The organism is Burkholderia sp. Bp9090 (assembly GCF_003857985.1).
GTDB lineage: Bacteria > Pseudomonadota > Gammaproteobacteria > Burkholderiales > Burkholderiaceae > Burkholderia.
Genome location: NZ_QTPV01000039.1, coordinates 1 through 25,755 on the forward strand (window position 1 = coordinate 1; position 25,755 = coordinate 25,755).

General features: G+C 64.4%; 21 protein-coding genes and 1 pseudogene. 8 read left to right on the forward strand and 14 right to left on the reverse strand.

What is annotated here, in order from left to right; all coding sequences use genetic code 11:
• A partial coding sequence (locus tag DIE16_RS36755; RefSeq protein ID WP_221625283.1) for a hypothetical protein occupies window positions 1-369 on the forward strand: 369 nt, incomplete at its 5' end.
• 264 nt (window positions 370-633) lie between these two features.
• A complete protein-coding gene (locus tag DIE16_RS27550; RefSeq protein WP_124489723.1) occupies window positions 634-1,104 on the forward strand; it encodes an ATPase in 471 nt (156 codons plus the stop codon).
• Between the two features lie 161 nt (window positions 1,105-1,265).
• Here the strand turns inward: DIE16_RS27550 and DIE16_RS27555 are convergent.
• From DIE16_RS27555 to DIE16_RS27595, 9 genes and pseudogenes are all read right to left on the reverse strand, one after another.
• Window positions 1,266-1,969 (reverse strand): annotated as a pseudogene (locus DIE16_RS27555) (DUF429 domain-containing protein).
• A gap of 9 nt (window positions 1,970-1,978) precedes the next feature.
• Window positions 1,979-2,503, reverse strand: coding sequence for an HD domain-containing protein (locus tag DIE16_RS27560; RefSeq protein WP_124646595.1), 525 nt, complete (start codon window positions 2,501-2,503; stop codon window positions 1,979-1,981).
• A 121-nt stretch (window positions 2,504-2,624) separates the two neighbouring features.
• Window positions 2,625-6,095, reverse strand: a complete 3,471-nt coding sequence (locus DIE16_RS27565; protein WP_124893794.1) for a YhaN family protein — start codon at window positions 6,093-6,095, stop codon at window positions 2,625-2,627.
• Window positions 6,096-6,098: 3 nt separating this feature from the next.
• Window positions 6,099-7,349 (reverse strand): DNA repair exonuclease, encoded by a 1,251-nt coding sequence (locus tag DIE16_RS27570; protein WP_124893795.1) that lies wholly within the window; start codon window positions 7,347-7,349, stop codon window positions 6,099-6,101.
• 617 nt (window positions 7,350-7,966) lie between these two features.
• Complete coding sequence (locus DIE16_RS27575; protein ID WP_044848832.1) at window positions 7,967-8,506, reverse strand: hypothetical protein; 540 nt, start codon at window positions 8,504-8,506, stop codon at window positions 7,967-7,969.
• A 247-nt stretch (window positions 8,507-8,753) separates the two neighbouring features.
• Window positions 8,754-9,176, reverse strand: a complete 423-nt coding sequence (locus DIE16_RS27580; protein ID WP_124893796.1) for a hypothetical protein — start codon at window positions 9,174-9,176, stop codon at window positions 8,754-8,756.
• 118 nt (window positions 9,177-9,294) lie between these two features.
• Window positions 9,295-9,774, reverse strand: a complete 480-nt coding sequence (locus tag DIE16_RS27585) for an RES family NAD+ phosphorylase (protein ID WP_124893797.1) — start codon at window positions 9,772-9,774, stop codon at window positions 9,295-9,297.
• Window positions 9,771-10,226: an antitoxin Xre/MbcA/ParS toxin-binding domain-containing protein gene (locus tag DIE16_RS27590; protein WP_044848829.1), complete on the reverse strand. Its 456-nt coding sequence runs from the start codon at window positions 10,224-10,226 to the stop codon at window positions 9,771-9,773. Before DIE16_RS27590 ends, DIE16_RS27585 begins: the two co-directional genes overlap by 4 nt.
• Window positions 10,227-10,572: 346 nt before the next feature.
• Window positions 10,573-11,214: an HD domain-containing protein gene (locus DIE16_RS27595; RefSeq protein ID WP_124523072.1), complete on the reverse strand. Its 642-nt coding sequence runs from the start codon at window positions 11,212-11,214 to the stop codon at window positions 10,573-10,575.
• A gap of 216 nt (window positions 11,215-11,430) precedes the next feature.
• On the opposite strand from DIE16_RS27595, the gene DIE16_RS27600 reads away from it, so the two are divergent.
• The 3 genes from DIE16_RS27600 to DIE16_RS27610 all read left to right on the forward strand — a co-directional run bounded on the left by DIE16_RS27600 (window position 11,431) and on the right by DIE16_RS27610 (window position 14,195).
• Entirely contained in the window at window positions 11,431-12,396 is a 966-nt protein-coding gene (locus DIE16_RS27600; RefSeq protein ID WP_185640901.1) for a GlxA family transcriptional regulator, read from the forward strand.
• Window positions 12,397-12,857: 461 nt separating this feature from the next.
• The gene (locus DIE16_RS27605) at window positions 12,858-13,169 is read left to right on the forward strand and encodes a DUF4148 domain-containing protein (protein WP_124893821.1); all 312 of its coding nucleotides are present in this window, start codon (window positions 12,858-12,860) and stop codon (window positions 13,167-13,169) included.
• A gap of 312 nt (window positions 13,170-13,481) precedes the next feature.
• On the forward strand, window positions 13,482-14,195 hold the full coding sequence (locus DIE16_RS27610) for a dienelactone hydrolase family protein (protein WP_124530008.1): 714 nt from the start codon (window positions 13,482-13,484) through the stop codon (window positions 14,193-14,195).
• A 507-nt stretch (window positions 14,196-14,702) separates the two neighbouring features.
• On the opposite strand, the gene DIE16_RS27615 is transcribed toward DIE16_RS27610, so the two are convergent.
• Complete coding sequence (locus DIE16_RS27615) at window positions 14,703-15,644, reverse strand: LysR family transcriptional regulator (protein ID WP_044848839.1); 942 nt, start codon at window positions 15,642-15,644, stop codon at window positions 14,703-14,705.
• Between the two features lie 237 nt (window positions 15,645-15,881).
• The gene (locus DIE16_RS27620; RefSeq protein ID WP_124893798.1) at window positions 15,882-17,171 is read right to left on the reverse strand and encodes an adenylosuccinate synthase; all 1,290 of its coding nucleotides are present in this window, start codon (window positions 17,169-17,171) and stop codon (window positions 15,882-15,884) included.
• Window positions 17,172-17,311: 140 nt separating this feature from the next.
• Here DIE16_RS27620 and gcvA point away from each other — a divergent pair, with 140 nt between their 5' ends.
• Window positions 17,312-18,217 (forward strand): transcriptional regulator GcvA, encoded by a 906-nt coding sequence (gene gcvA, locus DIE16_RS27625; RefSeq protein WP_124893799.1) that lies wholly within the window; start codon window positions 17,312-17,314, stop codon window positions 18,215-18,217.
• 325 nt (window positions 18,218-18,542) lie between these two features.
• On the opposite strand, the gene DIE16_RS27630 is transcribed toward gcvA, so the two are convergent.
• Window positions 18,543-18,869: a hypothetical protein gene (locus DIE16_RS27630; RefSeq protein ID WP_044848822.1), complete on the reverse strand. Its 327-nt coding sequence runs from the start codon at window positions 18,867-18,869 to the stop codon at window positions 18,543-18,545.
• A gap of 2,533 nt (window positions 18,870-21,402) precedes the next feature.
• On the opposite strand from DIE16_RS27630, the gene DIE16_RS27635 reads away from it, so the two are divergent.
• Window positions 21,403-22,719, forward strand: coding sequence for a replication initiation protein (locus DIE16_RS27635; protein ID WP_044848821.1), 1,317 nt, complete (start codon window positions 21,403-21,405; stop codon window positions 22,717-22,719).
• Window positions 22,720-22,809: 90 nt separating this feature from the next.
• Here DIE16_RS27635 and DIE16_RS27640 read toward each other — a convergent pair whose 3' ends face one another.
• Window positions 22,810-23,841 (reverse strand): ParB/RepB/Spo0J family partition protein, encoded by a 1,032-nt coding sequence (locus DIE16_RS27640; protein WP_124893800.1) that lies wholly within the window; start codon window positions 23,839-23,841, stop codon window positions 22,810-22,812.
• The gene (locus tag DIE16_RS27645) at window positions 23,834-24,529 is read right to left on the reverse strand and encodes a ParA family protein (protein ID WP_011879640.1); all 696 of its coding nucleotides are present in this window, start codon (window positions 24,527-24,529) and stop codon (window positions 23,834-23,836) included. The genes DIE16_RS27640 and DIE16_RS27645 overlap by 8 nt, the downstream gene beginning before the upstream one ends.
• Window positions 24,530-24,925: 396 nt before the next feature.
• Between DIE16_RS27645 and DIE16_RS36760 the strand changes: the two genes are divergently transcribed.
• Window positions 24,926-25,168, forward strand: a complete 243-nt coding sequence (locus tag DIE16_RS36760; protein ID WP_185735524.1) for a hypothetical protein — start codon at window positions 24,926-24,928, stop codon at window positions 25,166-25,168.
• The last annotated feature ends 587 nt before the right edge of the window (window positions 25,169-25,755 follow it).

Genomic DNA, 25,755 nt, shown 5'->3' on the forward strand with positions numbered 1-25,755 from the left:
TCACCCAAAGCTGACAGGAATATGAATCACTTCATAAACCTGACTTACTTTAGTGTGAGACTCTTGATACTTTCGCTATCTGATCCGAGGATCAGCTCGCGGCCATCAAGCGCCCACACTTATCGGCTGTTAATTTTTAAAGAGCATGTCTGCGAGGACCCGGAGGCTTTCTCAGCAGCGCTGCGTTTTCAGCAGCAGAGAAGCGAGATTATGAACCGTCTTTTTCAGTTCGTCAACAACTTTTTAACTGCTTCGTTGCGACGGCTGGGGTTCAACTTCCTGCACCGCCGAGGCCGCTACGACCCGCCCGACAGCACCGCTTCCCTTCTTCCCCCGCGCCGCGTTTCCGTTAGCGCGAAAGAGGCGTGATTCTAAGCACCCGCCCCGCTCTCCGCAACCCCTTTGTGAAAATATTTTGAAAAAGCCCCGTGCGCTGCCGCGCACGGGGCTTGGGGTGTCACGCTCAATACATACTGCAGCGCGAGAAGTCCACGGCGGATCAGGAGCGCCGCCTTCTTTCCTCCTATATATAGACGGTCGACGACATCCTCTGGTCCACCGCGCTCCGTATTGGCGTCGCGCTCTCGTCATCCTGCTGCGGAACAAACGAGGGGGCGCACGCCGTCGAGTATCATGCCGCGATCGAACAACGCACTCACACCGACGATGGACAGCACCACACAATCCGGCGACGCCGATCTCCGCGATGAATACGCCGCGCTGCGCGAGCGCGCCGTCATGCTCGAAGAACAGGTCCCGCCGCTCCTGCAACGCATCTCGGATGTACTGCCGCGCATCAGCGGCGAGTCCGAACTAGCGGACGAGCATCGTGAACGGCTCGTCGGCGCGCGCAACGCAGCGATGGTCTCGATCGAAAACTATCAACAGGCGATCCCGTTCCTGCAGACCGCCGACTCGATCATCGAGCAGCTCGACAAGACGCCCGAGCGCGACGAGGACATCGAGTGGCGCGAATCGCTGCTGCAGCGGCTCGACGAACTGATCGACGTCGCGGTCGTGATGATCGACGATGCGCAAGGCTACTTCGAGCAGGCAGATGCCTGCGATCTCTCCAGCGTACCGAAGTCCATTCTCGAAGACTGAGCATCACGGCCGTGAGGCATACGGTGCGTCGACTGCCTATGTCGATGCGCACGCCACCTGCTGCGCACATGCCGAACGGCCGTCCCTGCTCGACACCGTGACGTCGGCAGTCCGATGCGCCTCCCGAAAAAGCTCACCCCGCTGCCACGGGTTCACCGGTATCAGCGAGCCGCGGCCCGTGACTGGAGCGTATCGAGAACGATAGTCTCGCCGACGACCGGTACACGGATATACCCGCCCTCCGCATCGCCATACGCGTGTGCGCTGCCGTCGATCACGTATTGCGCGGTCAATGCGCACAGCGTGGCGTCCCGCGCGTCGACCGATCGCAGCGTCGAAACATCGATTCCGAGTTGCGCGAGCAATTGCCGCCGCTGGTTGCGTTTCTGCTTCGCCGACGCAATCGCCTTGCCGAGCATCGCACAGGTAATCGCGTACGGATAAGTCTCGAAGCTCACGCGCCCGCCGGCATACCGTGCGTCGGTCAGCAGCGGATAGGCGCCGGCCAGCGCGCGGTAGACGCGCTCCCCCATGAACATCCAGTCGAAAAAGCCCGACGTGCTGGCCACGGCCTGCTCGCGCGACGGCGTCGGGAAACATGAGATCCGTTCACGCGCGAGCGCCTGCTCGGCCGCCCGGCGCCCGCTTCCGGTCCACCACAGGCTCGGCGCGTCGACGCCGACCGCCACCACGTCATGCTCGATACACAGCGAAGGCAGCGCTTCGGGCGCGATCCGCGCCTCGCGCCGGACGATCGTCGAGCCGCGCAGGATCACGAGGTCGCACTGCTTCCTGTCGCCGCCACGTCGACGCCCGCCACCGCAGGCAGTGACCGCGCGACGGATCGGGATCGGGCCGCCCGCATGGCCGCGCGTCAGTCGGCCGGCCGCGCGTCGTACGCGGCGTCGAAGATCCCTTCCAGACCCGGATGTACGCCGCGCATCCGGTCGACGACCGACTTCGCCCAGTCGAAGTACGCCTGTTTGCGCTCGAGCGGCCAGTCCGCGGGCGGATGCCGGGCGATGTCGCGCAGGTTGCAGATCTTGTCCGCGAGCTTCACGAGCTTCGCGCGGCGGCTGATCGTCGCCGCATGCTCGACCTGCAGGCGCTTGCGCTCGTCCTTCGGCAACGACTTGTCGTCGGTGACTTCCATCACGATGTCCGCGACGTCCTTGCCGAACAGCCGCAGCAGTTCCTGCTCGGTGGCCTCCGTGTCCTCGATCGTGTCGTGCAACACCGCGGCGACGATCACGCGCTCGTCCTCGATGCCGGCTTCGTTGGCCAGCACCGCGGCCAGCGCAATCGGATGATTGATGTATGGCGACGCCTCGTCGTCCTTGCGCCGCTGATTGCGATGCTTGTCCGCCGCGAACGCAATCGCAGCTACCAGCTTGTTCATGTCGATCCCTCGTGTGGCCGGACCCGTGACCGGCAGAACCGGTCGCGTGCGTTTCGGAACCGCACATACTACCTGTACGCGATGACCATTCCCACGTATCGGGACATCGGGCCGCCCGGCGTCATGCGCCGGCTGCCTCGCGCTGCAGCGCGACCACGTTGACCTGCGCGCCGAACACGTCCCGCACGAGCGGCAGCAGGTGATCGTGGTGCGTCAGGAACAGCACCTGGGTTCGCGTCGACAGATCGCGCAGCGCCTCGAGCCCCGCCTTCGCACGTGCATCGTCGAAGTTGATGAACAGGTCGTCGGCAACGAACGGCAGCGCGGTCCTGCTGGCGAGCTGCAGTTCGAGCGCCGCGATCCGCAGCGCGAGGAACAACTGGTCGCGCGTCCCTTCGCTCAGGCCGGCGACCTCGACCGACGCGCCCTTCGTGCGCCGCGCATACAGCGCGGGCGGCGTCCGTTCGGTGTCGACGGTCAGCCGCGCGAATTCGCCCAGCGTGAGTCCCGCGAAAATCTCGCCCGCCCGGCGCAGCATCGGCCCCTGCTTCTGGTCGCGATAACGATCGGTCGCCCACTTCAGCAAGCGACTCGCGGTCGCCGCTTCCAGATACTGTTCCGCTGCATCGCCCATCGCCGCGAGCGCTTCCTGCCGCTTTGCTTCGGCCACGGCCGCATTCGCCTGGCCGTCGATCGCGCCGAATGCCTGCCGGGCCACCACCTGCTGCTGCGCGAGCGCGTTCAGGCGCGTGCCGACGTCGCCCAGCGACTGCTTCACCGCTTCGAGATGCGCGGGCACGTCGGCGATGTCCTGTTCAGCGACCTCGGCCTCGACGGCCGGCTGGGACAAGCCGTCGCCGTCGCGCACCAGCGCCTCCTTCGCGGCATCGACGGCCTGTCGAAGCTGGCGCTGCCGATCCGATTGCTCGGCCAGTGGCAGCGCCGCGTCGATCGATGCGACGCCGGCCAGTTGCAGCAACGGCTGAATGCGCGCATCCGCGCCTGCCACCGCGGCGGCGGCATCGGCGACCTTGCCGTCGGCCTGCCGCACCGCGTCGTCGGCACGACCGATCGCACGCGCGGTTTCCCGTGCGGCCGCAACGCGCATCGTCAACCGGCGCGCAACGTCCAGCCAGTCGCCGCTCGCCAGCCACGCGGGCTCGAGCGCTTCGGCCAGCCGCCGTGCGCCGGCCTCGAGCGCGGCCAGCTCCGCGCGGATCGCGGTCATCCGATTGCGCGGCGCATCGGCGTCGGCCAGTTCGGCGGTCACCGTATTCGCGAGCGCGAGCGCACCTTCCGCGGCAGCCAGCGTCACCGCATGGGCGGACAGCTTCGCGTCGGCAAGCGCGTCGCGCCATTGCGCGTGCCACGCATCGTAGGCGGTCTGGGCCTGGTCGGCGCGCGAACGAGCCGTCGCGCATCCGCGTTCGGCTTCGCGCGCGCGGTCCTCCAGGCTGTCCTTTTGCGCGAGCGTCTTTTCCGCCGACTGCACGAACGTCCCGGCGATCGCGATGAGTGCCGTCAGGCCGTCGGCGTCGCCGCCGCGCGATACCATGCGCAGCGCCGAACGCAACGCGGCTTCCGCACCGGCCCGCGCATCGCGGATCGTCGCGAATTCGCGGCGCAGGCGCTCGAGCTCGAGCTGCGCGGCAAACACCGTGTCGCGCTTCGCGAGCCAGTCGCCCATCGCCGCCAGCGGCATGCCGGGCACGCCGGCCGTCGTCGCCAGTTCGGCCCACGCGTCGCGATGTGCCGCCAGCTCGCGTTCGCGCTCGTCCACGGTCGCCTGTCGGCGCGTCAACACGACGCGCGCGGATTGGACCTGCTGACGCAGCGATTGCAGTGTCGCCGCCGCTTGCGTGGCGCCGAGCTGCGCATCGACGAGTTCGTCGGCAAGGCGAATTGCATCGTCGACGGCCGGCGCGCCGGTTGCCAGATCCACCGCGCCGCTGCGAACGTCGCCCCAGGCGCCATCGCGGCGCGCGCGCGCCGCCAGCACCTCGGCGGTCGTGACGACCTTGTGGGTCTGAGCGAAATGCTTCTCCTGCAGTTCGAGCCGCTCGTGTTCTTCCTGCGCGCCGTCCCGTGCATCGCGTGCGGCGGCGGCCGCGCTCGCGCGTTCGCTCGCTTCGGTCAGCAGCACACCGAGCCGAGCCGCCGACGGCACGTCGAGCGCACGCAGCGCGTCGACCGGCTTGCGCCACTGGCCGAGCGCATCGAGCGCGTCGGACAGCGTCTGCTCGGCGGCCGCGATGTCGCGTTCGAGTGCCTGTTCACGCTGCCCGCTATTGCGAAAGCCCTGCGCATCGGCGAGCGCCGCACGAAGCGCTTCAGGCACATCGACGGTCGACAGGCGCGCCAGTTGTTCCTGTGCCTGCGCGAGTTCCTGCGTGCGCTCGTCGAGCGACTCGCGCGCGCCGGCCAGCGCCTGATGCAGCGCGCCGTGGTCGCGCAGCAGGTTCGCGACCGTCTTCAGCGACAGCGCGGTCGGCAGGGCCGCGCGCAGCGACGTCTCGTCGGTCGGCCAGCCGAGCTGCGCGGCGGCCGAACCCGCGGCGGACAGATGCCGCTCGACGTCCGCGCCGAGCAACAGCAGATCCTGTGCATGATTCATGCATGCGCCGCGCAGCCGGTCGAGCGCTTCGATATCGGCTTCGAGCGCGAGCGCGTCGGCATCCGGATCGATCGCATCACGCGCCTGCCGTTTCGCGAGCAGGTCCGCGCGCCGTTCCTCGAGCACCTTCTGTTCGGCCGCGAGATCGCCTTGCGCTTTCAGCAAGTCGGCATACGCGGTCGGCGGCAGCTCGACGACGGCCCCCAGTTCGGCCAGCGCCGCTTCCTTGATCGTCAGTTCCTTCAGGTACGGCGCCAGCCGCCGCACGCGCTCGAGCTTCGAGCGCAACGCTTCGAGGCGACGCTGCTCCACGCGCGCCTGCTCGATCTCCTGCTCGACCGCGTCGCGCGCCTCCTTGCGATCGACCCAGTCGCGCGTGCGCACCTGGACTGCCTTCAGTTCGCCAACTGCTTCGTTGAACGAAGTCTCGGCCTGCGCGAATGCGCTACCGCTGCGCCGCGGCGCCCACAGCTCGGCCGCGCGCGCGTCGAGTTCCTCGCGCACGGGGCCGAGCGTGCCGACACCCGCCGCCGATTCGAACAGCACCTGGCCGAGCTTGTCGGACGCGTCGAGAATGCTCCGGCCGCCGTCGACGAGCCGCCCGTGGTCGAGCCCGAACATCTGTTCGAAGAACTCGCGCGTCGCGCCGTCGAGGATGGCGTCGAGATAGTCGTCCGGCAGCTTGTCGTCGGCGGGCGTGCGCAGCGGACTGCGCCCGCGGGCGCGATGAAAGGCGAGCGCGCCGGCGCCGCCCTCCAGCACGCCGCCGATCCGCAGTTCGGGCGTCGCATGCAGGAAGTCGAGCGGGGTCTGCAGTTTCATCCCGAACAGCAGTTCCGACACGGCCGTCCGGATCGTCGACTTGCCGGCCTCGTTCGGCCCCACGATCACGTGGAAATCCTGGCCGGCCGACGGAAAGCGCAGCGTCTCGTCGGTGAACTTGCCGTACTTGATCAGGTCGAGCTGGCTGATTCGCATCGCTTATTCCCCCCTCGCCAGCCGCGCGAGCAACGCGGGACCGACCTGCTCGACCAGCGCCGTGAGTTCGCCGGCGCGCGCCATCGTCAGCAGCGGCACCTCTTCCTTCACGTCGCTGCGCACCTTGCCGACGAACGGCTTCAGGTCGCGTTCGAGCAGCGCGAGAAAATCCGGATCGTGTGCGGCATCGGCCAGGATCTGCTTCAGATCCTCCAGCGCCTCGAGTTGCTCGCTCTCGCCCTGCGGCTGCACGGGCGCGGACGTCGCGAGCCGGACCTTCTCCAGCCACAGCCGTTCGTTGCCGATGATGCCGATCTGGTTCAGCACCTCCGCACGCAATTGCGGCGCACGGCCGAAGAAGAGACCGTGCGCGGGCGTGCGCCCCGTGACCGTCACGCGCACCGCGCGCGGCACGTGGCCATCGACGCTCAACAGCGCCTCCAGCGACTGGCCGATCTTTCTCGACAGGTCGGCGACCGTCAGGCAATCGGACGCGTCGACCGACAACGCTTCCCAGCGCAGCACGTCGAGGTACAGGCGCTCGACGTGCGTGCGGCCCTGCTCCACCGTCACGAGTACCGCGCCGCGGCGGCCCGTCTCGCGGATATGGCGCCCCTGCAGGTTGCCGGGAAACACGACGGTCGACGGCCCCGACCAATGCTGGAATTCGTGCACGTGGCCGAGCGCCCAGTAGTCGTAGCCTTTCGCATGCAATTCCGCCAGCGAGCACGGCGCATAGTTTGCATGCGCCGCATAGCCTTCGAGCGCGGTGTGCAGCACGCCGATGTTGTAATGGCCCGGCACGGGATCCGGATAGCCGATCGCGAGATTGTCGACGACGGCCTTGTCCTTGAAGCTCTGCCCGTGCAGCGCCACGTCGAATTCCGGCAGCTTGAAGGTTTCCGGCTTGCGGTGGCCGAACACGGTGACGTTGTCGGGCAAGGTCAGCTTCTTCGTCATCTCGCTTTCGGCATCGTGATTGCCGCCGAGCACGAATGCGCGAATGCCGGCCTTGCGCAGGCGGCCCATTTGCTGGCCGAAGAAAATGCCGGTGTTGTGGTCCTTCCAGTCGCCGTCGTACAGGTCGCCGGCGATCACGAGGAACGCGACTTCCTCTTCGATCGCACGATCCACGAGCTGCCGCAGCGCCTCGCGCGACGCGTTGCGCAACTGCGCGGCCGGCGCATCCGGATACGCGCTCAGGCCGTGCAGCGGGCTGTCAAGGTGAATGTCTGCGGCGTGGATGAACTTCACGAAGATTCCTCTGTTTCATGACGAAGGGGCGATGTCGACCGGCATTGTGCGCCGTCGAACGACGCGCGGCCGCCGGTCGCAATCCGGACCGCCGCCGGGTGCGCCGTCGCGGGTGGCGGCGCTCGTCCGCACCGATCGTGCCGCCCGTCGCCAGCGGGTCGGGATGGTACCTGAAAGCGGGCGCCGCGAATTCGTCCGGCCTCGCGCCCACCGTGCTCACCCCGCACGCGTCACTCGCCGCACGGCATAGGCGGTGACGCGCAAGCCGCGAACCGCGGCACGCAAGCAAGCGCGAGAAGACGGAGCGGGATGGTCATGGTCGTGGTGCCTCGGAATGTTATCGGACCACGCCGGGCGGGCCGCGGCAGCGCTTTGGAGTCGTCTGTCGTCATGATGCCGATCGGACATGCTTGCCTGCATCGGCCGGTGCCGCGCAAGAACGACCGTCGACCGGGAGCCCCGCTATTTAAGCATGGCGGGCAGGCAATGGGCAGAGGGTGCGCGGCACGCCTGTTCCGGTTCGCGGCACACTGACGCGGCCGCGATGCGCGGCTCGCGCCAAAAAAAAGACCCGGCCCGCATCGAAGCGGGCCGGGCCTTGGCTGAAAGCGTATCGCTTACAGCGCGCCGCCTTGTGCCGACGCCGAGCCCTTCACGCCGACCGATGCGCCGCCCTGCACCGAGTTCGCCGCACCCTCAAGCGCTTCGCCGGCCTTCGCCTTCGCGCCGCCTGCGACATCACCCGCCGTCGACACCGCGCCTTGCGCGTGGCTCTTTGCCGAGGATGCAACATGCTTCACGTGCGACTTCGTCGTGTGCACGGCCGATGTCGCGGCATCCTTCGCCGAACCTGCAGCCGAGCCGACCGCCTGCGTCGCACCGCCAACCGCATTGCCCGCTGCCGAGCCGACGCCGCCGACCGTCTTGCCCACGCCGTTCAGCGCACCGCCGACCAGGTTGCCTGCGCCCGAACCCGAGCCCGCGGCATTCGCGCCTGCACCCGCCTGCACGCCCACGCCGCCGCCGAGCAGCGGCGTCTGGACTTGTGCACCGACGCCGGCGGAACCTTCTGCGCCCGTCTGGGCCGTTTGTGCGAAAGCGGCCGATGCGATTGCCGTCAGCGCGGCGCCAAGCAGAATCGTGCGAATCTTGTTCATGGTCATTCTCCCCAAAGACGTTGTTGCTGCGGGCCGCCTTCGTGCGGCTTGTCGCATGCCTCACCGCGACGTGCGGCAGGTGGAGCCAATGTAGCCGCACCCGCGCCCGAAACCGTCGAATTGCGGGGACTGTTACTTCCGTTGCAAATGCTGACGATTGACTCACACTGTTTGACAATCATCGCGGCAGGCACGTGATTGGCATCGTCCGATCGCATGCATCGGCGCATCCGGTACGCCGCATCGGCTAGCAGGGAAACCGGCCGTTCGTGTAGGCATCCCAAAGAACGCGTGACGGCCAGCCGTCGGTGCGGCCCGACAGCCGGCTTCGCGCGATCAGCTCGATGTCATCCGACACGCACGCCGCGATGTCGGCATTCCCCGAGGCCCGGAACGCGAGCCTGAACGCCTTTTCCCTCAGGGCATCCACGGCCGGCTTGTCCAGCACGGCGCCCGGATCGCCGTCGATTTCGTCGAATGCCGTCATCCAGCCGGCGTCGAACGGCTCCGCCTCGCGGCTGGCCAGCGCGCGATCGCAATCGACGTCGCCGAGAAAATCGAAAAACCCCGGGCCCGACAGGATGGCGTCAATTTCGAGCAGATGCGCGTTCGTCACGGCGCCCCCTTGCCACGATGCGTGGCCGTTCTGTTCATCGATCGTTGCTGCCATGTGCCGCCTTCATGTTTCGCATTGGTCACGTGCAGCACCCTGCCCGCCGCGACCGGCAGACCGGAGCCGCAGGCGAGCGCTGATCGGCGCGGTGCCGCGCGACGGCGCGCAATCAGCCCTATTCGCTCTTGTTCGACTGGATCAGCCGCAGAATCCGGCTGTCGTACGGCGACTGCATGACTTCGGTGATGCGGATCCCGGATGCGGCAGGGTGCAGCGGATTCAACAGGAAGTTGTGCGCGTGCGGCACGACGACGCTCGGTACGCGCAACAAGGCGCTCGGCTGCGTGTGCAGCCACTCGGTGCCGGCGCTGCGGGTCCAGTCGACGTCTTCTCGCCAGTCGGCCGGCGCATCGCCCTCCGCGATCTCGGCAACATCCACCGATTCAGGCACCTCGACCCGAAGCAGCTGGTAGCCGCTCGGCAATTGCGCAACGGTGGCGAGTTCGAAGTGAACGAGCGTCTCGAGCAACGCGAGCGCCGGATGCTCGGCGAGATAGACGACGGGCTGCCCGGCAAAATGCCAGCGCCCGCCGGCCCGCAATCCGCCGATGCCTTTCAGGTCCGCGTAATTGCTGATGCGCCACAGCGTCGTCAAGCGAAGTACCCCTCGTCGATCTGCGTGAGGGCTTCCTCGACGAGCCGCGCGCCATGCTCGGTACTCGCCATGTCGAGCGACGTGCGTCCGCCGAAGCGCTGGAGCCCGTTGCGCAGCCACGCCATCGCCTTGTCCTGGTCGCCGAACGTGGCCGTCGCCTGCGCGACGATGCGCGCCAGCCGGATCGCCTTGTCGGACTCCTCCTGCGACAGCCGTTCGTGCGCCTGGCGGCGATGGCTCAGCGTGCGCCGCGGGATGATGAAGGCGAGTTCGTCCGACTTCAGGCCGCGCTCCGACAGCCGGTCGATCACCGCGACGTCGACACGCGCGCTCGCCAACTCCGCGAGATCGGCGCCCGAGCGCACGCGAATCGCGAGCAGTTGCTCGAGGATCGTGAACTCTGCCTGGCGCGGGTGCGCGACGCCCGAAGGGTGAAACGCGATCGTACTCATGACTCTTCTCCGGCAATTTGCCCAACCATTATAGGCGTTTTGCCGAAGACGGGCGGATTCGGTCGTCAGGCGGTCGACGACCGGTCGACGGCGGGCAATTGCGGGTGTCGGCGAAACGGGGCTTCCCGCTCGCCGCGCCGGCACGCGCGGCCGGAGATGCGCGTCTGAAGCGGGATCGTGAAATTCACGTATATGAAGTCGCTGACTGACGTCATGAAGTTGTCACGTAACAACTTTTCTAATGAATATTCCATCGACGAAACGGAGCCCGCCACGTCCGGCCACCGAATTCGACATGCGTCGCACCGGTTGCCTTCCCCCCCGCCCCGCCTGCCACCGACACCGATCAACCGGCCCACGCCGACGCTCGGATCACGCTGCAGAAATTGCCTGCATGGAAATGCGGATCCTTGTCGGCCAGCACATCGGCCTTCACGTTGCCGAACGTCGTGTCCGGCTTGTGCCGGATACCGTCGTAGAACGCCTGGATGATGTCTTCCTTGAAGCGCGGCGTCCTCGGATGCGCGTGGACGACGGCTTCTCGCTCGACGTCGCTGTACTCCGGATACGTGAGGCCCAGCACGTCCATCTCGACACCCGCGGTGACGAGCGCGACGACCGGATGCATGTGCTGCGGAATGCCGGGGGTGGTGTGCAGTGCGATCGCGGTCCACACGACGTCGATGTCCTGCTGCGAAATGCCCCTGCTCTTCAGGAAATCGCGCGCGGCATTGGCGCCGTCCACTTCGAATCGCTCACACGCGCTGCTGTGTCGATGCGTGAGCCCCATGTCATGGAACATGCAGCCGCAATAGAGCAGTTCGGGATCGTAGCTCAGCCCGCGGCGCTGGCCCGCGAGCGCACCGAAGTAGTACACGCGGCTGGAGTGATGAAACAGCAGCTCGGACTCGGTATCCCGTACGAGTTCGGTGATCTCGCGCGCGAGTTGGCTATCGGGAAGGGTGATGCCGGCGACGTTCACAGTCATGATCGACCTCCTTGGAAGACAGCATTCATTCTGCGGAGACCGTCGTTTGGCATCAATCGGCGTATTACGCCAAATCCTGCCATTTTGCTCGATCGACGGCCACCACTGCCGGAACCATCGAATCGCACCCGCGTAATGCGCCGATGCCCCGCCCGTCGCATCGCACCGCGCGTCTATACTGCTACGCGTCACATTCGACACATCACGCAACCGAACATGCCGAAGGTCGTGGGTATTTTCGCGGTACCGGGCGTACAACTGCTCGACGTCTCCGCGCCGCTCGACGTATTCGCACAGGCAAACGCCGAAAGCGGCAAACCGTTCTATACGCTGCGGATCATCGCGAGCGAGTCCGGCCCGATCCGCACGTCATCGGGCGCGCAATTGCTGGCCGACTGGATCGCTCCCGACATTCCCGATCGCATCGATACGCTGCTCGTTGCCGGTGCACCGGGTGCCGGCCGGATCGCGCTGCGCACCGACGTGCTCGCGTGGCTTCGATCGGCCGCCGTGCAAAGCAAACGGTATGGCTCGATCTGCACCGGCGCATTCATCCTCGCGGCGACCGGCCTGCTGAAAGGACGACGCCTGACGACGCACTGGGCCGCGGCCGATGCGCTCGCCGCCGCCTATCCGTCGCTCACCGTCGAAGCGGACGCGCTGTACGTACGCGACGGCAAGCTGCGCACCGGTGCCGGTGTCACGGCCGGCCTCGATCTCGCGCTTGCGCTGGTCGAGGAGGATCTCGGCCGGGAAATCGCGCGGCGCGTCGCCGCGCAACTCGTCATGTTCTTCAAGCGCCCGGGCGGGCAGCTCCAGTTCAGCCGCAGCGGCGCGGCGCGCCCGGCGGGGCGTTCGGTGCTGCAGGAAGTCCAGCGCTGGATCGCCAGTCATCCGGAACTCGAGCACTCGGTGGCGGAACTCGCGAAGCATGCGGGCATGAGCCCGCGCCACTTCGCACGGCTCTTTCGCGCGGAGGTCGGCATGACGCCGGCCGCGTGGGTCGAAGCGACCCGCGTCGCGGCGGCTCGCCAGTTGCTCGAAAACGGACATGACACGCCGAAGCAGGTCGCCGCGAAATGCGGCTTCGCGAATGTCGATACGCTCAGACGGTCGTTCGCGCGGCATGTCGGGATCACGCCTGCCGAATACCGGAAACGGCAGGCGATCGTCGACGCGTGATGTGGTACGCGCGACGAGACGGCACGGGCATTCCCGTCGATGCGTGCAGAAAGGCTCGGCTCGATTTCAACGCGATGGGGCGCGCGGATTTCCGTGCCCACCATCAATACTTCGTTATCCGATTCAATTGAGCTTTCTATCGGCCAAGCTCGGGGCCAAGGTCGGCGTTCGGTCGCCATACGCTCCTGTCCTGTAGCGCGCCGGCCCGTCGTTCTTGCGTCGACATGCCATGCTCGACTCACCGCCGCCGCGACGATCATGCCGCACCGCAACCCGTGACCGCCATCAGGCACGCCAACAATCGTCCGACAAAACCCGATTTTCCCGCGAATCGTTTACCCAGTTGCAATAATTATTCGCTGGAACGCCTATTTCCGACCGGTATCGCGATCGCTACGATGCAAATCAACCGCTCAACGCAACCAAGCGAAGCGCGAAATCTACGAAAACCGGAGGTCATCATGAAGTCGTTCATCTACGCAGTCGCCGCTGCCAGCGCCCTGTCCGCATCGTTTGGCGCATTCGCTCAGTCGAACCCGTCAGACCAACTGACGCGTGCCCAGGTCCGCGCAGAACTCGTCCAGCTCGAACAGGCCGGGTACAAGCCGGAAGTCTCCGATGTCCACTACCCGAATGCGCTGCAGACCGCGCAGGCGCGCGTGACGAACGGCGACGCGACGGGTTACGGCGCACAGGCCGCCGCCGGCGTGCGTGCCGGCCGCGCGATCGCGGTCAAGCAGAACGCTCGCGACTCGGTCTATTTCGGTCAGTAAGACTGCCGCACGCGACGCATTCCGCGATACGCCCGTTGCCGACGCAACACCCCGCTCCCGTCCATCGGGGCGGGGTGTTGTGTTTTCGGCGCACGCGACATGCGCGCCGCACGACGCCCGATCGATGCGCGCGCGCGAATCGGCCGCCGCATCGCGCCGTTCACGCAGACCGCCGGCGTTTGCGCATAGAATGGCCGCGTGGTCGGCGCCGGCCGAAGCGAACGCGAGCGAGACCTCGACTCACCGGGCATACCGCACTCGCTGGCCGACCCGATGCCGCACTCATCGCATTTTTCGAAAAGGAGCGGTTTCATGTCTCAAACATCCGGTTCCATGATCACGTTTCGCCGTCCGGACGGCCAGGAACTGCAGGGCTACCTCGCCACGCCGGAAAAGACCGAAGGCGCACCCGCGGTCGTCGTCATCCAGGAGTGGTGGGGCCTGAATGACCAGATCCGCGGCGTCGCCGATCGCCTCGCGCGCTGCGGCTACTTCGCGCTCGTGCCCGACCTGTATCGCGGCAAGTCGACGGTCGAGGAGGAAGAAGCGCACCACCTGATGACGGGCCTCGATTTCGGCGACGCCGCATCGCAGGACATTCCCGGCGCGGTGCAATACCTGAAGACGCACGCGTCGCGCGTGGCGGTCACCGGCTTCTGCATGGGTGGCGCGCTCACGCTGCTGTCGCTGCAGTTCGCCGAGGCGGACGCCGGCGTCACGTGGTACGGCTTCCCTCCGCTCGACTACCTCGACCCGTCGAAGATCAAGGTGCCGCTGATGGGTCACTGGAGTACGCAGGATGCGTTCTTCGCGATCGACCAGGTCGATGCGCTGGAGAAGAAGCTGACCGACGCAAAGGTCGACGTCGAATTCCACCGCTATCTCGCGCATCACGCGTTCGCGAACGAAACGGCCGTCGGCCCCGGCCGCATCGGCGGCACGCAGTTCGATCCGGTGTGGTCGCAGATCGCGTGGGATCGCACGCTCACGTTCTTCGGGCGCACGCTCTGGGACAAGCAGCAGTAATACCGCAGCAGGCATCCGCCACTGCCGTGCAGCGATGCACGTCAAGCAAAACGCCACGGACTTGCATCCGTGGCGTTGTCGTATGCGGCAAGGATTGCGTTACGCGAGCGGCGATGGCGCCTGCCGCGATCACCAGACCGGCCTCGATTAGCTGGCGACGGAATCCGGATGGTCGGTCTGCCATGGAAGCCTGTGTTCGACGGAGCGGAAACGGAGGAGCGGGTTGCGCGTGGCCGGTGCACGACTTGCAAACGGTCGCGTGAACGCGCGGGCACGCGTCGCATCGATGCCAGGCGGTCGACACTTCACACCGAACCGACGATCTCCGATATCGAAAGCAGGTTTTCCATAACGGCGCGCATCGAGCGATGCAGCCGGTCGGTGAAGTCGTGCCGCGTCTTTTCACCATCAATTCAGGTATGCAAAGTATCTTGCGCAGCCGAACCTGGATTCAAGGACGATGCGTGTGCCGCATCATGCGATCCGGCACACGTCGTCCACCTTCGCTCAGGACTCGCAGGAACCGCGCAGCGCAGCCTCGTCGGCGGACAGCATTTCAGGCACGCATTCACGCAGGAAATCGACGAAGGTACGGATCTTCGCGTCGAGGTACTGGCGCGACGCGTACAGCGCGTAGACCGTCAGTTTCTGCAGTCGGTACTCGGGCAACACGCGAACCAGCGCACCGCTCGCCAGTGCGGGCACCGCGGTCGACATCGGCAACGAGCCGATGCCGAGGCCGGCGCGCAACGCGGCGCCGAGCGCGTCGGCGATGTTGACCTGGAAATCCGCCAGCGGCAGTTCGAACGTCTCGCGACCGTCGGGGCCGTCGAGATGCCAGCGGTCGCGCGGAAAGATCGGCGTGACGATCTGCAGGCACGCATGCGCTTCGAGATCGCGCACGGTGCGCGGCGTCCCGCGTTCCTTCAGGTACGCCGGCGACGCGCACAGCACGCTGTGCACATCGCCAAGCCGCTGCGACACCAGCCCCGAGTCGGGCAACTCCGTCGCGCTCAGTTGCAGCGACACGTCGTAGCCTTCGTCGATGATGTCGGGCACGTGCTGCGACAGCGTGAGCTCGACGGCCACCGACGGATAGCGCTGCCGGTATCGCACCACTGCGGGCACCAGGTAGGCCTGGCCGAAACTGGTCGTCGCGTGCACATGCAGGCGCCCCGACGGCTTCGCCTGCGCATCGGCCGCCTCGGCTTCCGCTTCGTCGATATAGCCGAGAATGCGCTGGCATCGGTCGAGATAGCGCTGTCCGGCATCGGTCAACGCGATGCGGCGCGTGCTCCGGTTGAGCAGACGGGTGCGCAGGTGCGTTTCGAGTTGCGCGACCGAACGCGATGCGTAGGCGGTGGTGATGTCCAGGCGCTGGGCCGCGCTCGTGAAGCTGCCCTCCTCCGCCACCCGGACGAAAATGCGCATCATCTGTAACGTGTCCATCGACATGTCCCCGGGATTGAAATCGCTTCGCAGCGGCGCCCGCCCCGGCACGGGCCGGTCTGGCGCGAATCGTGCGGAACAGTACCGCAGCGATGCAGGCGTGTCCAGTTTGCCGTGCACCGCGGCGGCAGGCCGTCGTTCACGCGACAACCCATGCCTCAGGACGACCGGCGCCGGAGCGATGCAGGCCGCATGGCGGCGGCCTGCCGGGCACGCATTGCGCGTGCCGCGTCGCGCTCAGGCCGGGTCGAAAGGATTGCTCAGCACGATCGTGTCGTCGCGCTCGGCGCCCGTCGTGATCATCGATACGGGCGCGCCCGCGACCGCCTCGACGCGTGCGATGAAATCCTGTGCGGCACGCGGCAGCGCCGCACGCTCGCGCACGCCCTTCACGGTCCCGTCCCACCCGGCGAACGTTTCATAGACGGGCGTTGCGCGTGCCTGCGCATCGAGGCTCGCGGGCAGATGGTCGACGCGTGCGCCGTCGAGTTCGTAGCCGACACACAGCTCGATCGACGCAAAGCCGTCGAGCACGTCGAGCTTGGTGAGCGCGAGCGAATCGATACCCGAGATCCGCACGGCCTGCCGCAACTGCGCGGCATCGAGCCATCCGCAGCGGCGCGGCCGGCCCGTGTTGACGCCGAATTCCTGTCCGCGTGCGCGCAGCGTTTCGCCGGTGGCGTCGTTCAGTTCAGTGAGGAAAGGGCCGCCGCCGACGCGCGTCGCGTACGCCTTGGTCACGCCCAGCACGTGGCCGAGTTTCGACGCGCCGAGGCCGGTGCCGGCCGCCGCTGCCGATGCAACGGTGCCCGAGGACGTCACGAACGGATACGTGCCCCAGTCGATGTCGAGCATCACGGCCTGCGAGCCCTCGAACAGGATGCGCTCGCCGCGCTCGTTCGCGTCGTTGAGATCGGCCCACACGGCACGCACGAACGGCAGGATCTTCGGTGCGATGTCGACCAGCATTGCCAGCATCGCGTCGCGCGAGCACGGCTCGAGCCCCAGGCCGCGGAACCATGCATTGTGGTGATCGACCAGCACGTCGAGCTTGCCGGCAAGCCGGTCCGGTTCCGCCAGATCGGCAACCCGCAGCCCGCGGCGCCCCACCTTGTCCTCGTAGGCCGGCCCGATCCCGCGCAGCGTGGTGCCGATGGGCTCGCGACGCAAACGCTCCTGCGCCTGGTCGATCGCACGGTGAATCGGCAGGACCAGCGTGGCGTTCTCCGCGATCGACAGATTGTCCGGCGTCACCGACAGCCCAAGCTCGGCCATCCGCCCGATCTCGGCCAGCAGCGCCTCCGGATCGAGCGCCACGCCGTTGCCGATCACGCCGCGCTTGCCGCGCACGATGCCGCTCGGCAACAGCGCGAGCTTGTACGTCTTGTCGCCGACGACCAGCGTATGGCCCGCGTTGTGGCCGCCGTTGTAGCGTGCGACGAGATCGGCCTGCGCCGCCAGCCAGTCCACGACGCGCCCCTTGCCTTCGTCACCCCATTGGGCGCCCACCACCACCACGTTCGGCATGCTCCATACTCCATGTGAGAAATTCAGACACATATTCCGGCCGCGTAGGCCGTTTGTGTGCCATATTGGCGAAGCATGATCGCCCGATCAAACGATTAAATCTGAGCATTCGCGTGAGTAAAACTCACGCGAAACGATGAATGGCCCGACGACTCCCTCCATTGAATTCGCTGCGCGCGTTCGAAGCCGCGGCCCGGCACGGCAGTTTCACGCTCGCCGCCGACGAGCTGTGCGTGACGCATGGCGCGATCAGCCGGCATGTCCAGCAACTGGAGGCGTGGCTTGGCCGGCCGCTGTTCGAGCGGCACAACCGGCGGGTCGACCTGACCGATGCCGGTCGCGCGTACCTCGCCGAGGTCGGTGCGTCGTTCGACCGGATTGCGCTGGCCACCGCGCAGCATTTCGGCCAGGGGCAGCAGCGCGTGCTGCGCGTCGGCGCGCCCGCGACGTTTTCGCTGCGCTGGCTCGTGCCGAAGCTGTCGTCGTTCCAGGTCGCCCATCCGGCCGTCGAAGTGCGGCTGTCTACATCGAACGAGCCGATCGAGAAGTTGCGCGACAAGGTCGACCTGATCGTCCGCGGCGGCCCGCAGGCAATCGACGGCTATGTCGCCGAGGAATTCCTGTCCGAAGTCAGGCTGCCCGTATGCGCGCCGAAGCTGCTCGAGGGCAGGCCGTTGCGTACGCCGGCCGATCTCTCGGGCTTCACGCTGCTGCATGCGGCGACCTATCCCGGCATGTGGCCCGAGTGGCTCGCGGCAGCGGGGCACGCGAATCTGGTGCCGCGGCATTCGCTCACGCTCGAGCATTTCTATCTGACGCTGCAAGGCGCGCTCGACGGTCTCGGCGTCGCGATGGGGCCGATCGCACTCGTCGCGGACGACATCGCCGAAGGCCGGCTGGTGCAGCCGTTCAGCGAACCGGCACTGCCGCCGTGGCGCTACTTCACTTATGTGGCGGCTGCGCGCGCGGAGGACGAAGCCGTGCGGGCATTCAAGGACTGGCTGAAAATGACGGGGAATGCGGCGGCAGCGAACGCGCGGCGCTGACCAGGTCCTGATGGCGACGATCGCTCGGTCGGTGTGGGTTTCGGGCGCCGCTGCGACGCCGCGTATTGCTCGTGCATGAACGTCTTTCGCCTCGTCGTTCATCCAACGGTTTTTGCATTCCGTAGGATTACTACTAGTCTGAACAGGACGGACAGAGCAGGAAGAGTCACCGCATCGAGGTGGTTTCCACCTCATCGAAAAACAAAGGATACCGAATTATTTGATGCGGATGTGATACCCGCATGGGTACCCGGGCGCGCATCGCGTTTCCACAGCACAAACGACAAACCCCGGCTCGAGCCGGGGCTTTTCTCGCGAGGGACGCTTATTGGCTGGCGCCCGCGGCTTCACCCGCCTTCTTCTCAGCGTTCTGCAGATTCTGCGGGTAGTTCGGATCGTTGGCCGCCGGCTTGTAACCCGCGTCTTCGAGCTTCTTCAGTTCGGCGTTGTTCTTCGCGCGCGCTGCCTTGTGTTCGGCTTTGCGTTTTGCCCGTGCTGCCTTGCGTGCTTCACGCTTCGCAGCTTTCGCATCCGAAGCGGCGGATGCGGCCGGTGCGCTGGCGTCGGTCTGCGCGAACACCGGAGCAGCCGAGCCGAAGAGGAACGCCGCTGCCGTAGCAGCCAGCGTCAGTTTTTTGATCTGGATTCGCATCGCTGAACTCTCTTTTCTGATTGGTCACGGAGTGAAAGTACATCGAGATACCGCCCCTGCCCCTGGCCGGTCTTCATCTCGCGATCAGGGCCTTTGCATCATAACCGCGTTGCAAAAAATGTGGCGCTATCGTGCGCACATTCTTGGGGATACACGTATGGGAAACGTCGCATCGTCACGTCTCCCGCGTGCCCGCCGGATCCTCGTTTCGCAGGGACACGGCAATACATCACGCGACGTGTGCGACCGCCGCAAACATGTGACGAAGCGGATTGTTCCGTCGATACGATGCAGGTTGCCGATGAGGATGAGATCCGCTTCGGCGCACCGCGCCCGCGTACGACGCCGACTGTTTCATCCGTGGAATTTGCTGCTCCCGCAACGCGATCGTTGCCTCATGAGCGGAACATGCGACGGAATCGCGGACCTGTGCGCCATGTTGCGATTTGCGGCCGCGCGAACGACGGCTCCTCCCATAAATGACCACGAATCGTTCCATGCCGAGTCCGCCCCGTTCCACTACACGTCGGCCCGATAGGATGCGAACGATCGGGTAACCGGTGGCCGCTTGCATGGTTACCTGTTCGGCGCGATTCGTCGCCACTTCTGGGAGATGACATCTGCAGCACAAGGTGAGCGCTTCGATCGGCATTCGTTCACGATCGCGCATCTGCATCGTACGATGCAGTCGCATGAGCGCCTGCGCTGCGCGCGTCATCGAATCTGCGTCACGAAGCGTTTTGCGCCTGTGCGACAAGCACGCCGGCGCGTCTGGCGCTGCGCGCATACGCCACAGCTTTTCCATCGGGTGCCCGCATCTCGTGCGGACGCGTCGCACGGACGGTCCATCAACCTGCGAGGAGCTAGTCGGTGAGCCTTTACAGGATCCGACAACTTCCGACGGTGAGCATTTTCGGGATTCGAGTATGTATCCAGTGAGGGGGAGCCTGGTTGATGGCGCTCGCCTCACGTTCGGAACCATGCCGGGATCGCCGTGACCGAAGCGCGTTTGATTGTCGTGTCGACCGGCACAGGGATGCAATTCTTGTCCCGGCTGTCGGGATCCTGTACCGATTCCGATACAGGCCCAAAGGTAGAAAGCTATGAGGCCAAATGAACGGAGCAAGGGCCGGGGGTTTCGTCCGCGCACGGGTTACTGACTGAAAAGTGTCGGACGAGCCGGCGCGCGATAGCCGGAGACTTATCCACGGAAGCGCGGACACAGACGCAAAAATAACCGCTCGCGGATGAATTCCGGTCATTTCTCACTGCCCTGAGGCGTACCCGCAGTATTCCTGTGCGGGTGTGATGGCCGTGGTCTACGGGTAATCCCGGACGGAGAAACCTCCCGCTGTGGGCATTTTCCGATCCCATAGATGGGAACCTATGTCCTGAAAACGCGGATTCCATCCCATAAGTTTCTACGTTTGAGCGCTTGTTAGTAGGTACTCACCCTCTTGCGAAGCCTTGTCAGGCCTGGGAGGCTCGCAGAATGAGGCCACATATCGGGGGATCCACAGGCTGGAGACCCGGATTGCTGTGCCCGTCGAGCCCGCTGGAGTCTCTTTGGTAGCGGTTTATGGGGGTTGTTTTTCTGCACAGGCACACGTGTGTTTACATCTTTGGTAAACAACGTTTACTTCTTTAACTACTTTTAGACGGCTCACAGCCTTGTCTGGCAAGGGTTTGACAGGTGTTCGGTACCCATTTATGGGAGCACAGGCGGAAGAGTATGGGGTTTCAGGTCTGTGGATTTGGGGAATCGGGTACCGCGTTGTGGGAAATGGGGGTTGTGGATATGGGGCACGCGTAGCCTGTTATGGGAATTCGGCCCAAAAACACTTCAGGTAGCCCTCTATGGGGGAATCCATTGGTAGCCATTTATGGTGCGTTCCAGCTGATCGGTTCGTGCCGCCGGGCACAGCATTTTATGTGGGGTAGCCGGTTATGGGGCGGACTTCAGGTAGCCGTTTATGGGTGCCTGTATTGACCGCGTGATCTCGTTTGGCTCGTCCCTATGGTTGTGGCGTCCCATAAACAGGATCAGGCCGGTACAAAGGTTACCTTCTGTGGGGGAGTCTGAAGGTAGTCATTCATGGGGAGCATTTTCGCCTGTCGGACACAGTTGAAGACACAACGCCACGCCGGTGGATTTCGACAGGTACCCATTCATGGGGCGCGTTGAAGGTAGCGCGTTATGGGAGGAACGCAGATCGTGTTGCAGGGCACCACGAATCGGGTTCGCCAATCCAGTTCGAGTCGATTGTTTCCCATGAATGGGTACCTTTGATAGGGCAAGTCCCATGCCGGATCCTGGCGACAAACCACACAGGTAGAAGGTTTTGGGAGCTATTTTTGACCCAAAGGTATATGGATATGGGGCTCCGAACAAATAGGAAAACCTAGGTTTTTCCTTTTGTGACTGGAACTTAGCATCGATAGTGAAAGTGATACCGTAGAAAGAGACGTTGCTCGGTGGCTGGAAAAGGTATAAAGTCCGCCATCAACACGGTCACCTTCTCCGGACATCACGATGCCGCGCAAGCCCGCAATCAAAGGCTCCGACAAGCAGGTTTCGCTATTTCAGACGCCCGAGCCTCCCGATCTGCTGCGCAAGGCGGTCCAGGCCATTCATATCGCTCCGAAGTCCGGAAAGATCGGGCTGCAGCAGCGCAAGATGTTCAGCTCGTTGATCAAGAATGCCCTTCGTCAGGAAGCGTTCGAGCCCGGCCGGACGAGCTTCTCGATCTCGATCGCCGCGCTCTCGCACGAAAGCGGGTTGAACAGCAACAACACGAAGTACGTGAAGGACACGGTCAACTCGCTGATCAGTACCGTCGTCAACTGGGACTACCTTGCGGCCGACCGCTCAACGGTGTGGAAGGCGTCGGGCCTGCTCGCCGGCGCCGAACTCGAGCAATCGGTGCTGAAGTACAGCTTCTCCGACCAGATTCGCAGCGAACTGCTCAATCCCGAGATCTACGCGCTCATCGATATGCGGATCGCGCGCGAGTTTCGGCGCTCGCACTCGCTTGCCCTGTGGGAAAACACGGTGCGCTACGAGGGGATCGGCATCACGGCGAAGATTCCGCTGCCAAAATTCCGCGATCTCATTCTCGGTCAGGACAAGGCGTCGCAATCGTACAAGGAGTACAAGCTCTTCAAGAGCAAGGTCCTGGTGCCGTGCATTCAGGAGGTGAACGAAGTTTCCGACCATACGCTCGAGCTGATCGAACACAAGTCAGGTCGCAGCGTGGAGGCCGTCCAGTTCAAGGTGACGCGCAAGCAGAGCGCAGATATGGTCGAGGAAGGCGACGTCAAGAACGAAGCACTCGTCGACGAAGTCGCCAAGTTCGGCATCCCGCGTTCGGAAGCGCGCCGGCTGATCACGCAGTACGGTGTGCAGCGCATCAAGGCGGCAATTGCCTATACGCTCAATCGGACTACGAAGAAGAATGCCGCCCCTGTCGACAACGTGGCCGCGTATTTCCGCAAGGCGCTGACACACGGCTATACGCTGGCCGACGGTCAGGGGACCGAAACGGCCGCGCCGGCAAAAGAATCCGCGCAGAGCAAGCAGGAACAGATTCGCGATAAATACCTGGCGGCGAAGGTCGACGAAGCTGGCGCGTATTTCCGCGAGCTGGAGATCGACGACCAGACCAAGCTGATCGAGCGCTACAACGAGACGGTGGCCGGTTCGAAGGATCTCACGCTGTCGCCGAAGAAGAAGGCGAGCAAGCTGGCGCAAACCAGTTTCTTCCGTTGGCTAGCGATCGACACCTGGGGCGAACCGACCTCGGACGACCTGCTGGAATTCCTGCTGAAAAGCAGCCTCGCGACCAACTGATCAAGGCCTCGCAGCCTGGCATGCGCCACGCGCCGGACTTCATCCGGTTGCGCGGTGCCGTGCAGGCGCGGGGCCTTTGTCTTGGCGCACCTACTTTTGCGCGGCTTCTGCCAGTTCGGCGACGTACGCGTCGATTACGGTCTTGAGCCGGTCGGCGAGTGCTTCCTGGTGAGACGCATCGACTCCCTTCAGTTGCAGATCCAGACGCCCGTCCGGATAGGTCTTCAGCTGACCGATCGCGCGTGATTCGAGCGCGAAATCGTGACGGACGCTGTAGCGCGTGCGCCCCGCCTTCTTGTTGCCGTCGCTCTGCGCGCGCAGGAAATTCTCGAGGTCGCGCACCGACTTTTTCCGGTCGATCACCGCGGTGAGCAGCCGGTCGGCAGCCGGTTCGCCCAGGCGCTCGAAAATCAGCTTCAGGAAGTACGCCGCCTGCAGGCCGACCACATCGTTCGCGCTGGCCATCCGTTCGAGCAGCGTGTTGGGCAGAGCGTTCAGCGACAGCGTCTTGCTGATCGATGCCTTGTCCTTGCCGATCTTTTCCGCGAGCGTGTTCTGGTCGGGGAAGACCTTTTCGTCGAGAAGACGCTTCCACGCGACCGCATCGTCGAAGATCGTCTGGCGCTCGTGGTCGTGGTTGGCGCGATACGCGATCGTGTAGAGCTGCTCGGGCGTATGGTCCGTGCGAAACGTCGCGTTGATCGTCTCGTCGCCGTTGATGCTCGTCGCGCGCAGGCGGCGTTGCCCGTCGATCACGACGAGCTTGCCGGGAAACTCCGGGAGCCGCGTGACCTTGATCGGCTCGATCTGCCCTTCCCGCTTCAGTGTCAGTGCGAGCTCGTGCAGGCTCGATTCCGAATAGAACACGCGCGGGTTGAACGGGTTCGGGATGCAGTCCTTGACCGCGACTTTCTGCGGCGCGCCGAGGTCGATCGCGTCGGCGGACGTGGTCGAGGCGGGGGCGACGGGGGAAGCGGCTTCGGCGGCGGGATTCGACGCGGGCACCGGCTCCGGCAGGCGCGTTTCGAGCGCCGCGTTTTCCTGCGCGAGCCCGCGCAGCAGGCCGGCCGCGAGGTGCAGGTTGCCGGTCGGCTTCTTCTCTTTTGAGGTGTCCTTAGCCATGAGCGGCTCCGGTAGCGCGCGTCGACGCGATGTATTGGGCCATTTCGGTGACCAGCCGCTCGATTTCCGCGCGGGCTTCCTTCAGTCCCTTCAGGTATCGATTGTGATGGTGGATCGTGGTGCCGAGGGCGAACGTCTGCCGGTAGACCTCTCGCTGCGCGATCTGGCTGTCGAGCAGATGCTCCCCTATTTCTTCAGCCTTTAGAATTTTTAAAATTTCTTCACGCATTTTAGTTTTTCCATTGACGCTATTCAGCATCAGCGCGGAAGACAAATTCGGGTTCCGAACGGCACGCATCGACTCGATCATCCGAATCATCGCGACGGTGCTGTACAGGTCGGCGGGCGACGGGGACAGCGGGACGAGGCAGAAATCGGCGACTTCCAGCACGGACGCGATGCGCGGGTCTTCGAGGTTGCCCGGGCAGTCCACGACGATCACATCGAAATTTGCATCCTGCTTCTTGATCTCGCCGCCGATGCCGCGACCGGCGGGGGCCAAAGACAGAACCGTCATCGGGAGCGTATTTTCCCCGCTTGTGACCCATCTGACTGACGTGCCTTGAGGGTCGGCATCGATCAAGGCGACTTTGTTGCCGCCAGCCTCGAAGGCCGCCGCGATATTGACGGAGATGGTCGTCTTTCCAGTACCACCTTTTTGATTACTAACGGCGATCTTGAAAGCCATTAAATTCCTCCAAGGAGTTTTGCGTAATATATGCAGTTGTTGTTGAAAAGTCCAGAAAAGTGTTAGATGCGCCAAGAAATTTTCTGATCAATGTGGTTGTCACGTGACAAGCAGGCCAAATGGCTAGCAGATTATTTCTTGAGTTCAAATCGACTGAAAAATAAAAACGGACAACACGTCGTTTGAGATGGTAAGTGCCGATGGAGTGGTGGGGAATTCAGCGGCGGAAGCGACAAGAATCGCGGTGCGGTTTCTAAGGGTGATTTTGTTGTCGACCTGAAAATGCGGGACAAGTTTTCCAACTACTTGCGAACTTGAACAGCGTCGGGATCTGCAGTTGTCACGTGACAAGTCGATGCGGATGACTAGGATCGCAAATGCCCGCCGACGGGGAGTATGCAGACTCGACGCGCGGTGGACTCGTGGGGATTCTTTCTTCCTCTTTCGTCATTGCCGCTGTTGCACTCAGATATGCTGGTGCTGGTGCTGGTGCTGGTGCTGGTGCTGGTGCTGGTGCTGGTGCTGGTGCTGGTGCTGGTGCTGGTGCTGCGACTGCGACTGCGACTGCGACTGCGACTGCGACTGCGACTGCGACTGCGACGGACGTGGTTGTTACGTGACAACCCGCCTCAGTTGTGATTCCGGGCGGGTTCGCTTGCCTCAATGCACTTACTAGAGAGCTTGCTAGCGTGAAGAAATCCGTGCGATATGTGAAGTGACGTGGCCGATTGGACCAGGTCATGGATGGGGGAGCCGTTCGAGTCGCATGGTTGTCACGTGACAACCGCTGAGGTCTCGTGTCGGAATTACCTGCTTCACACCGATGCGGCGTCTTCATTGGGAGCCAAATTAGCGAGTTGGAACGTGCGAGTGATATGTGCGAGCGAGCGGTACTGGCCGGGCGGCTCGGCCATCCTCTAGCATTCTTGTACTGTGCGGACTCTCGATCTCTCACGGCATGTCGGATGGGAACTTTGGTGACCATGATGTGGCCCCAATAAATTGCCCCCGGTCTGCGCTCCCCCTTGCCACGACGACGTGGCACGGGGAGGGTTGATATTCGGAGCTTTGTTGCGTCGACGAGTGATTCAATGGTGGCGGGTAGCGACGTCGTTTCACGTATCCTGATCGCGCGACGGCTTTTGGGGCGAATTCATGCATGTCAACGAGGCGAGATGACGCGAATCGACAGGGTCGTGAAACATTTCTCTAAAACGGTTCGTCTC

Coding starts and splice junctions, on each gene's coding strand:
- DIE16_RS27595 (WP_124523072.1), bottom strand. CDS start 11,214: ATGACTGTGAACGTCGCCGGCATCACCCTTCCCGATAGCCAACTCGCG.
- DIE16_RS27575 (WP_044848832.1), bottom strand. CDS start 8,506: ATGAACAAGATTCGCACGATTCTGCTTGGCGCCGCGCTGACGGCAATC.
- DIE16_RS27560 (WP_124646595.1), bottom strand. CDS start 2,503: ATGAACAAGCTGGTAGCTGCGATTGCGTTCGCGGCGGACAAGCATCGC.
- DIE16_RS27610 (WP_124530008.1), top strand. CDS start 13,482: ATGTCTCAAACATCCGGTTCCATGATCACGTTTCGCCGTCCGGACGGC.
- gcvA (WP_124893799.1), top strand. CDS start 17,312: ATGGCCCGACGACTCCCTCCATTGAATTCGCTGCGCGCGTTCGAAGCC.
- DIE16_RS27605 (WP_124893821.1), top strand. CDS start 12,858: ATGAAGTCGTTCATCTACGCAGTCGCCGCTGCCAGCGCCCTGTCCGCA.
- DIE16_RS27600 (WP_185640901.1), top strand. CDS start 11,431: ATGCCGAAGGTCGTGGGTATTTTCGCGGTACCGGGCGTACAACTGCTC.
- DIE16_RS27550 (WP_124489723.1), top strand. CDS start 634: ATGCCGCGATCGAACAACGCACTCACACCGACGATGGACAGCACCACA.
- DIE16_RS27640 (WP_124893800.1), bottom strand. CDS start 23,841: ATGGCTAAGGACACCTCAAAAGAGAAGAAGCCGACCGGCAACCTGCAC.
- DIE16_RS27580 (WP_124893796.1), bottom strand. CDS start 9,176: ATGGCAGCAACGATCGATGAACAGAACGGCCACGCATCGTGGCAAGGG.
- DIE16_RS27565 (WP_124893794.1), bottom strand. CDS start 6,095: ATGCGAATCAGCCAGCTCGACCTGATCAAGTACGGCAAGTTCACCGAC.
- DIE16_RS27620 (WP_124893798.1), bottom strand. CDS start 17,171: ATGCCGAACGTGGTGGTGGTGGGCGCCCAATGGGGTGACGAAGGCAAG.
- DIE16_RS27615 (WP_044848839.1), bottom strand. CDS start 15,644: ATGGACACGTTACAGATGATGCGCATTTTCGTCCGGGTGGCGGAGGAG.
- DIE16_RS27635 (WP_044848821.1), top strand. CDS start 21,403: ATGCCGCGCAAGCCCGCAATCAAAGGCTCCGACAAGCAGGTTTCGCTA.
- DIE16_RS27645 (WP_011879640.1), bottom strand. CDS start 24,529: ATGGCTTTCAAGATCGCCGTTAGTAATCAAAAAGGTGGTACTGGAAAG.
- DIE16_RS27630 (WP_044848822.1), bottom strand. CDS start 18,869: ATGCGAATCCAGATCAAAAAACTGACGCTGGCTGCTACGGCAGCGGCG.
- DIE16_RS36760 (WP_185735524.1), top strand. CDS start 24,926: ATGCAGACTCGACGCGCGGTGGACTCGTGGGGATTCTTTCTTCCTCTT.
- DIE16_RS27590 (WP_044848829.1), bottom strand. CDS start 10,226: ATGAGTACGATCGCGTTTCACCCTTCGGGCGTCGCGCACCCGCGCCAG.